Source organism: Candidatus Methylomicrobium oryzae (assembly GCF_016745425.1).
GTDB classification, from domain to species: domain Bacteria; phylum Pseudomonadota; class Gammaproteobacteria; order Methylococcales; family Methylomonadaceae; genus Methylomicrobium; species Methylomicrobium oryzae.
In genome coordinates this window covers 1-8596 of the sequence record NZ_JAERVK010000034.1, presented here as the reverse complement: position 1 = coordinate 8596, position 8596 = coordinate 1, and the positions used below count along the sequence as shown (strand labels likewise).

The window sequence follows — 8596 nt, the reverse complement described above, 5'->3', positions numbered from 1 at the left end:
CGCAGGTATTCCTTGTGTTGTTCCAGCGGGGCATCGTAGGACGGTAAAAAAGAAAGAGTAGCTGTCATAAAAAAAGGGGAATTTTACTGGATGGAATCTCGGGTTCGGGATAAGCCATGTTAGATCGGGCCGCGCTTGCCTCAACGGACAGTTTTTCAGTTATCTGAAGATAACAAGCGACAAGAAGGCGTTCTCGCGGGGATAATTCGGTTTTGTCCTTACTCAATTTTCCTATACCCTTTTTTTCCCGCTATGTTTAGGTCGGAGACTATCTGTATAATGGCTGGGTAATGGCAATTGTGAATTCATATTCATCAGCTTAAACGAAATTCCTTGTAATATCAGTCGCCTATGCTCAGTCTTTAAATAAGACGCCACTTCAGCGGCAAGTTTTCGGTTTGTAGAAAGACCGATATCTGCTGCTGGAATTCTGGACAACTACAATTTAAAGGAAATCGCGAGATTAAGCTCAAGTTGAATTGTAACAAAATGTAACATCTTCAAGGTATTATGACGTTTTTTTGCAATAAAACTTTCAAAGATGTCAATATCTTATGAAAAACGCTAAGATTCTGATCGTCGATGACGACAGGCGGCTTAGCCTATTGTTGGAACGCTATCTGAGGGAACAGGGGTTTATTGTGCAGGCCGTTGCCGACGGCGAACAGATGAACAAATGGCTGGCGCGCCGTCCTTTCGATCTGATCGTGCTGGATTGGAAGCTGTCCGGAGAGGATGGTTTGTCGATCTGCCGAAGGCTCAGCGCCGATCCTCAAAGCCCACAGGTGATTATGCTCACCGCTAACGCTGACGAAATGAGCCGGATTGCCGGCCTGGAGGCGGGTGCCGACGATTATCTCGGCAAGCCGTTTAATCCCCGCGAACTGTCGGCTCGCATCCATGCGGTACTGCGGCGGCGTAGCCGTCCCATTGCAGCCGCACCCGATTCGATTTGTAAGACGCTGCATTTCGGCCCTTACGCGCTGGATTGCGCTGAACGTCGGTTGTATCGGGAGTACACGCCTATCGATTTGACCTGCGGCGAATTCGCCTTGCTCAAGGTACTGGCTGAGCATGCCGGCAAGCCTCTATCGCGCGAACGGCTGGCGCATCTGATCGATGGCCGCGACCATATGCCCAATAACCGTGCCATCGATATCCAAATTTCACGGTTGCGCCGATTGCTGGAGGACGATCCGGCGCATCCGCGTTATCTGCAAACCGTGTGGGGACTCGGCTATGTACTGGTCCAGGATCAAGGGGTGCTTGCGTGAGATTTCCCAAGACCCTGTTCGGCCGCGTGTTTGCGCTCTTGATGGTGATGATGGTATTCAATTTTGCCGTCCTGTTCGCTTTGCTGGTTTTGTTCGTTTTATTTCCGGCGGGTCATCATTACGGATATTTGAGCAAAACGATAGGGGTTCTGGTAGAAGAAATCGCGCAACAGAGCGATGACGAGTCGAAACGCCGGTTGACCGAGCGCCTTAAACAGCGTGCCGGCGTGACAATGGCCTGGGATGCGGAGGAACGAGGCAGCGCCCCGCCCAGAAGACCTTTCTTCATAGCTTGGCAGCGGGCTTTACAGGAAAATCCGAAAGATGGGCTTGTGATCCTTTACCAGCGGGATAGAGGCCATACGCTGTGGCTGCAGCATCGGACCTTCCCGGTATTTTCGCTGGGGTTTCCGGCGGAAAATCTGTTGGGCATGCCTTTTTTTATGCTGCTGGCGCTCCTGATAGCACTCGCTTTGTCGACTATAGCGGCTTTTTGGACCGCACGCCGCCTCAGCCGGCCACTGCAGACATTGGCTGAGACCGCGAGCAGGCTGGGGCTGGATCTGCGCAGCGTCGAGATTCATCCGGACGGGCCCGAGGAAATCCGCGCCGTAGGGCAGGCATTGAATAGGCTGCGCTTCAATCTCGACCATTTGATCAGAGAGCAGGAGTTTTTATTGGCGGGTATTTCGCATGACCTATGCACGCCCTTAGCGCGCCTGCGCCTGAGCGTGGAAATGCTCGGCGCGGATTCGGATGACCTTGGCGATGGGATGAAGGAAGATATCGAAGAAATAAATCTGATCCTGCAGCATTTTATTGAGTTGACGCGCTTCAATATCGAAGAAACAGAGCCGTGGGAAGCAGGCGATATTACGCCGCTGTTAATCGATGTAGCGCAAAAATATCGGCGCGCTGATGTTGACCTGAAACTGCTCCTGGGCAAGATTCCGCCCGTACGCTATAAACCGTTGGCTTTACGGCGGTTACTGTATAACCTGATCGACAACGGCATCAAACACGGCGGCGGCAGTGTCAGCGTGACCGCAGCAGCTGTTTGGGATCGCGTTGACGTGTGCGTGGCGGACCTGGGGCCGGGGGGGCCGGAGCCTGAAACGGGACGGAATCCCGGAATGAAAGAAAGCCGGGGCAGCGGCCTGGGGTTGCAGATCGTGCGGCGTATCGCTGAACTGCATGGTGCGGAATTGAAGTTTGGCAACGGCCCGCAAGGCGGAGCGGAAATCGTATTGAGCCTGAAGCCGTACGCCGGTCAGCCGTGAAACGGGAGACTGTCGCTTACAGGAGAAAATCCCGCTATAAAAACGCGAACCGCAATAACAGAACCAGGCCTGTCAAGGCAATCAGTCCGTGCAGCACGGCCATCCATTTCGGCACCGAGGTGCGCGTCAGGTCGATAGCGATCAACACGAACCCGCCTAGCGCCGCCACCGCGAATAATAGCAGGCTTTCGATTGGCGCCGGCCTGTGCTGAAAGGCATAGGCGATCAGTAGCACCAGCCCGGCGGCGGCCAAAGGCCCGTGCGTGAATGCAACCGCTTTGGGCGTGTGTTTGCCTCTCAACACGAAGGTTAAGAGAAAGATGCCGAGCAGCATCGCAAGCGAAAAGAGTACGATGGCTGAGATCAACATAACCTGATCCTCCATAATTAATGCGGCTTGCCGGTTTCCGGTTTCGGCAGGTCGATCATGGCCGGCCCTTCGATCACCCGGCCATCGACTGTAAAGCGGCTTCCGTGGCAGGGGCAATCCCAGCTTTTCGCTTCCGCGTTCCAGTTGACGATGCATTTCATGTGCGTGCACACAGCCGAAACCTGATGCAGTACGCCGGCTTCGTCCCGGTAGACGGCGAATTTTTCGCCCTTGATCACGACCGTTTTGCCTTCATCCGGCCTTATGTCGGAAACGATCTTGGCTTCGGCCCGATAGGGCAGATCGTGCATGTAATCCATAAATACATGAACGTTTTCCTTGATGAAGCGGCCCGCCGATTTGAGCGGGTTGTGCCGCCGGGGATCGTATAGCTTCGCCCACGGATTTTCATTGTCCAGGATCAGGTCACTGATGATCATTGCAGCCAGGGTGCCGTAGGTGAGTCCGTCGGTGGCGAAGCCGGTCGCAATGTACACGCCGGTTTTTTCGTCGAGCGCACCGATATAAGGCAGGCCGTCGGCCGATCGGTAATTTTGCGCGCTCCAGCGATAATCGACCGATTTCACGTCGAAGCGCGCTCCGGCATAGGCTTCCAGGTTTCGGAAGCAGCTTTCGTTGTCTTTCTTGTGTCCGACTTTATGCGGTTCGCCCAGCACCAGGAGAAAGCTTTCGCCGCGGCTGTCGGTATAGGCGCGGATGGAATGCTGGTGGGGCCGACTCATGACCCAGAAAATACCTTCCGGGTAATTGTTCGAGTTCAGTTTGACTGCAATCGCGTATTCCCGGTGGACGCCCATCAGGGTGTGAACGAATCTGACGCCTTTCGGCGAGTGCGTTGCATGGATGATCTTGTCAGCCGTCACCGTGCCGTTTTCGGTGTAAAGGCTATGCGGCGAGCCCTCTTTAATCCGCAGGACCGGCGTGCGTTCGAATACCGACCCGCCCGCCTTGATGATCTCTGCTGCCAGCGCCTTGGCATAACGCATCGGATTGAACTGCGCCTGATTTTCGATGCGAAGGGCTCGGCTGATATCGAAAGGCAGCGGCGTGCTGGTTTCCAGGTAGGCGTCCAGGCCCGCTTCCCGGCAGGCATGGAATTCCTTTTCCAGGATTTTATTGTTCTGGGGGATTTCCGAGATTAATCGCCAGGGCCGCCGGTGAAAATCGCAGTCGATCGCGAGCCGGTGCACCAGGTTTTCGATATGCCCGATCGCGGCGGTCCGGGAAGCGGCGACCGCATGGGCCGTTTCACTGTCGAACTTGGAACAGATCGCATGCATCCGTTCTTCGACCGTAGCGTAAAGATTGCCTGTGGAAAATCCGGTCGTTCCGCCGCCGACCCGCCACGCTTCCAGCAGCGCGACGCTTTTGCCCGCACCCGCCAGCAGATGCGCGGCGGTCAGTCCGGTCATGCCGCCGCCGATAATTGCGACATCCACATGTAAATCATTTTGCAGGGGAGGATAAGCGCTGGCGTCGGCGTCTTCTTTCCAAAGGGAAGTCTTTTTCATGAATACCTCCGTCCGTGAGCATTGGGAAGCGCTTGGGCTTTACCGGTTAAACGCAATACAGAAACATCTGCAGCAGGTCAGACGATCTGTTTTTATTTACAGACTTACGCCCTTCATTTAAGTTTATTTAAAAATCGGCATAGCCCGGTCAGGCCAGCAGCACCGCGTCCCAGTTTCTGCTCTGCCTGACCTGCGATACCACATTGCCTTGTATATCCTCTACAAACACATAAAGGCAGTCGTAACGGTGCTGCCACAATCCAGTAAAATGGCGGCGATCGACGCCAATTTTTTCGCTCAGGATCCGGCCTGATAAACGGCGCACGCCGAGGCTGCTGCAACGAGGACATGCGCTAAATTTTCGGTCAAGCCGCGTTCCGTTGCATGACCGGCAGCGCCCGTGCAGAATTTCCTGCACCGCCGTCTCGGACATTTTTTTGACGATATCGCTGTTTTCGAGCTTCCAGTGCTCGCGCAGGGCTAAACGGAGACCATAATAAAACACGAAATCCTTGAGTCTCCTTTCGCTTTCCGTATCGCCGATCAACGCATAAAGAAAATCCCGTTCCTCTTCCTTCATCTCCGCCATCCTCCCGGCTACCTTAGTCTGAATTAAATAGACCGCGATTCAGAGCGATTAGCTGCAATTCCGTCGAGAATTCTTGATTTTTGCCGGTGTCTTTATAAGCATCATACGAAACCGTTCCCCATTCCCTGGGGACGTCGAAGCGTGGATGATGGGGTGTATGGCTCATTCCTTATGTGGATCGAGGCAGGATGATGCATCGGCACAAACGATAAATGCTCGAATTTTTATGGCTTAGCTGCGCTTTTCGAAGGTTGAAAAGCGCCTTGTTGATAAAGCTGGTCATAAAGATGATCGCCCATCCGCTCGAACATTTTCTGTTGGTTATGAATACCGAAAGGAGCGCCAAATAAAAGGAACAGTTCTACATAACCCTTATTCGATTCCTCGATACTGCCAGAGTATTTTTGTCCCGTTTTAACGTCGGTTAGCCTATATTGAAGGTCGTAATTCTCGGTAACCGTATAAGGGATCAAAAATAAAGTCAGCCCGCTCAATATCTGCATACCGATGCTGGATTCGGCGTATTGGCTGCCGCTTAAGGTCAGGTTGTAATCCGCTTTGCCGGTGAAAGCGCCGGCATCGACAGAGTCGTGATCCCGAATGTACTTGCGATCTTTCCAGCTGCTCAAGATATTTTCGTTTATCGCTTCTCCTGCGAGATTGGAGGTGACCATCTTGCCGCCTTCGAGAGTGAAGGAAAAATCGCCGACGGTATGTTCGATTTGCGGCTGAAAGGCGGAAGCAGGGCGGGGGGTAATCGGAGGAAGTTTGGTACCCTCCGTCATATACATGCAGCCGGAAAGTAAGACTAACACGATCAATAAACCGCTCATTCTAAAAAAATGCAGGCTAGGAATTGTCATGGGATTTCCTTTGGTTCTTTTAAGGGGTTCGAAGTGCTTTGGCCATTTCCCGGCTGACCTCATCGAAAACATTCGGCCGGCACGAACCCGTCCAGCCTTTGGCGGTCCCTTCCGCGATATTTCTCCGGTCCATACGCAGTTGGAATCGGACATTATTCAACGTGCCAGCACATGCCCTATACGAATGTCTGGGGTTCCAAGCCGGTACCCTGGTATCTGGGCACGCATTCCCGCGAGAAGCTATAGGACCTGATGCGGCATATCGTCGAGGCCAGTTCCCGGCCGGACGATACAGTATTGGATACCTTTGGGGGAGTGGCTCGACTGCGATTGCTTGCCGGCCATTGGGCAGAGTATTTGTGGGATGTGAGATGGGGGAAGGGGAGTTTGAGGGAGCCTTGAGGCGGTTGAGCTAGAGTTAATGCGTAAGGTTGACTCTTCGATAGGCAACCTGTCGTGACTCGGGAGAAGAGCGGTTTGCTTCGCGAATTATCCACGGCCCTGACAGCTTTTCAGGGACCGCCTATTGGGTAGGCGCCGTATTAGGCGGCGGCATGTTCGGAGGCGGTGGTGCTTGCCATTCTTGACGGGTACCGTACGTTATACCTGACGGCACCGGAACCCGATGACCTCTTTCATACATGCATTGAAGATAGTGAATATCGTAGAATTGCTGGCTTTGTTCCCATGAGTCCGGCTCTTCTTTCGCAGTTTCAAGTCGGTTATGGGCAATGTCCCGGCATTGGGCGTCATCTTTTGAGAATTGGCCAAAATTGATTCCGGAACCTGTTCCCGGAAGTACCATGACACTGGGATTGCTCGGCATTGTCGAACAAGAACCGAGCAATAAAATCAGCGGAAAAAATGTAAAGTTTCGTGACATGAGGCGTTTTCTCCATTAAGGGACGATCTTCTGCCATCTGCCCGAACAGGCTCTGACATACGGGTAATAACCCCTAGGGTTATTGCAGTAATACCAGTAGCCGGGCTCCTGTCCCTGTGGTTGAACCGGGAGACTTTGCCATCCCGACGGGCACTCTTTGACATGAGGATAATAGCCGTTTGATGTCGAACAATAGCTCCACGCATTCGGCACTAAGGGTTGCACCGTCGAGGCTCTGCCTTGTTCGATATACGACGGCGGCGTTGCAGGGCCCGTAACCCCCGGTCCTGGATAGTATGGAGAATAGGAGTAATAAGGCCAGTCATAGTACGGCGACCCATAATAGTAGGGGAAACCGAAGTAAAAACTATAGCCGGGATAAGCATAGTGGTAATGCCAGTTCCTGTATGGGCCGTACCAGCCGCCGTGATAGACTCCCCCATAATGGCCGGGATATGCTCCCCAGTAATGACCGGTCCATCTTCCACCGCCTCCGCGCCAGCCTCCTCCACGCCAACCCCCGAATCTACCACCATATCCGCCTCCTCCATGCCAGCCTCCGAATCCACCGATATGTCCGCCGCCGAATCCGCCCCCGCCATGTCCTCCACCACCTCGGGCATAAACATTATCTAGTGGTAATAGCACGATGGAGAACGCCGATGCAATTAAAAGTTTTTTAAATAACATATACATTGCTTGCCAAACAGCATGGGAAAATTTGTCAGAAAAACAGGAAAAAAGAGTGACGGGCTTTCTTCCTGCGATTTCAGTTCTTAGGCTGCATTCCCTCATCACCTCCGGATCAAGAAGGTAACGGATTAGCGGTAGAATCATTCAGCTACAAATGAGAGCGCGATTGCAGCGTCTGATGGCAGACCGGCTATGCCCATTACAGTCCTATTTCTCAAAATTTCGGTGAAGGAATAGCGGTCAGCGCCGTCAAAACCCCGCTTCGCCAAAAAGCAATCCTATCTCTAAATTCACTCCGTCAGATTAAGTCAATCCAGAGAATGTTCCGCTGAAAGGGATTTTTTCAAGAGAGGTTTAACTGAAAAAAGCTTGAAGTTTGAAAAATCAGAGAGAACGCGTCGTGTATGGGCTTGAAAGGTCGCTGATGGGTATTCGAACTTAATTCTGACTAACTGAACAGCTGGCGATATGCCCAGAACCTGTTCGACGAGCCCTCTGGCTATACCGGTGGAACTCGCCGTCGCTTTCCGCTTTTATCTGCTGAGTAAACTGACGGCCGCGGCACCTGGGCTGGAATAAGGAATTCTTGCACAAATATTTCCCGCAAACCGAGCACATACTCTTCACTGAGAGTAAAAAGAAGCTGCCGTTCGTCTACGAGCCGAGCCGTCGCTATTTGGATGAAGCCAGGCTGGCCGCCGGCATCAGTCGCAAGCCAATCGACCGGGCCTACGGCTGCCAGATGTCAGGGCATTGGTTCGACCGTTCGCAATGGAGCCTACTGAGTGAGGCGCATTACCGAACGCCGAACACGCTGTTCGGCGGCACGCTGAAGCCCTACGAAGAGCTGAAAGCGGAAAATACCAAGCCGTCCAACGCCAACCCCGCCATTTCGCAGTGACTAAGCACGTGCTTTATACGAATGTCTGGAACTTCAAACCGGTGCAATGGTACCCAGGCAAATATCCCTGCGAGAAGCCGCTAAACTTAATGAGGCATATCGTACAGACCAGCACGATAGGATGGGCAGAGGTACGAAGCCCACATCAATCGCGAACGATGGGCTTCCTTCGTCAGCCCATCCTTGTATTATCCCATTGTGTTTTTCAAAC

General features: G+C 52.9%; 7 protein-coding genes. 3 read left to right on the top strand and 4 right to left on the bottom strand.

Annotated features, from left to right (window positions below):
• Positions 1 to 554: 554 nt before the first annotated feature.
• Positions 555 to 1274, top strand: a complete 720-nt coding sequence (locus JJL52_RS20865; RefSeq protein WP_202054457.1) for a response regulator — start codon at positions 555 to 557, stop codon at positions 1272 to 1274.
• Positions 1271 to 2554, top strand: a complete 1284-nt coding sequence (locus tag JJL52_RS20860) for an ATP-binding protein (protein WP_202054456.1) — start codon at positions 1271 to 1273, stop codon at positions 2552 to 2554. Before JJL52_RS20865 ends, JJL52_RS20860 begins: the two co-directional genes overlap by 4 nt.
• A 34-nt stretch (positions 2555 to 2588) precedes the next feature.
• Here the strand turns inward: JJL52_RS20860 and JJL52_RS20855 are convergent, their stop codons facing one another.
• The 4 genes from JJL52_RS20855 to JJL52_RS20840 all read right to left on the bottom strand — a co-directional run bounded on the left by JJL52_RS20855 (position 2589) and on the right by JJL52_RS20840 (position 5878).
• The gene (locus tag JJL52_RS20855) at positions 2589 to 2924 is read right to left on the bottom strand and encodes a hypothetical protein (protein WP_202054455.1); all 336 of its coding nucleotides are present in this window, start codon (positions 2922 to 2924) and stop codon (positions 2589 to 2591) included.
• Positions 2925 to 2941: 17 nt separating this feature from the next.
• Positions 2942 to 4456: an FAD-dependent oxidoreductase gene (locus tag JJL52_RS20850; protein ID WP_202054454.1), complete on the bottom strand. Its 1515-nt coding sequence runs from the start codon at positions 4454 to 4456 to the stop codon at positions 2942 to 2944.
• Positions 4457 to 4604: 148 nt separating this feature from the next.
• Positions 4605 to 5045: a hypothetical protein gene (locus tag JJL52_RS20845; RefSeq protein WP_202054453.1), complete on the bottom strand. Its 441-nt coding sequence runs from the start codon at positions 5043 to 5045 to the stop codon at positions 4605 to 4607.
• Positions 5046 to 5269: 224 nt separating this feature from the next.
• Positions 5270 to 5878: a hypothetical protein gene (locus tag JJL52_RS20840; protein WP_202054452.1), complete on the bottom strand. Its 609-nt coding sequence runs from the start codon at positions 5876 to 5878 to the stop codon at positions 5270 to 5272.
• Positions 5879 to 8070: 2192 nt separating this feature from the next.
• Here JJL52_RS20840 and JJL52_RS20835 point away from each other — a divergent pair.
• Positions 8071 to 8385 (top strand): hypothetical protein, encoded by a 315-nt coding sequence (locus tag JJL52_RS20835; protein WP_202054451.1) that lies wholly within the window; start codon positions 8071 to 8073, stop codon positions 8383 to 8385.
• The last annotated feature ends 211 nt before the right edge of the window (positions 8386 to 8596 follow it).

Excerpts from the sequence above, each read along its gene's own strand:
- JJL52_RS20865 (WP_202054457.1), top strand. The coding sequence starts at position 555 with ATGAAAAACGCTAAGATTCTGATCGTCGATGACGACAGGCGGCTTAGC.
- JJL52_RS20840 (WP_202054452.1), bottom strand. The coding sequence starts at position 5,878 with ATGAGCGGTTTATTGATCGTGTTAGTCTTACTTTCCGGCTGCATGTAT.
- JJL52_RS20845 (WP_202054453.1), bottom strand. The coding sequence starts at position 5,045 with ATGGCGGAGATGAAGGAAGAGGAACGGGATTTTCTTTATGCGTTGATC.
- JJL52_RS20850 (WP_202054454.1), bottom strand. The coding sequence starts at position 4,456 with ATGAAAAAGACTTCCCTTTGGAAAGAAGACGCCGACGCCAGCGCTTAT.
- JJL52_RS20855 (WP_202054455.1), bottom strand. The coding sequence starts at position 2,924 with ATGTTGATCTCAGCCATCGTACTCTTTTCGCTTGCGATGCTGCTCGGC.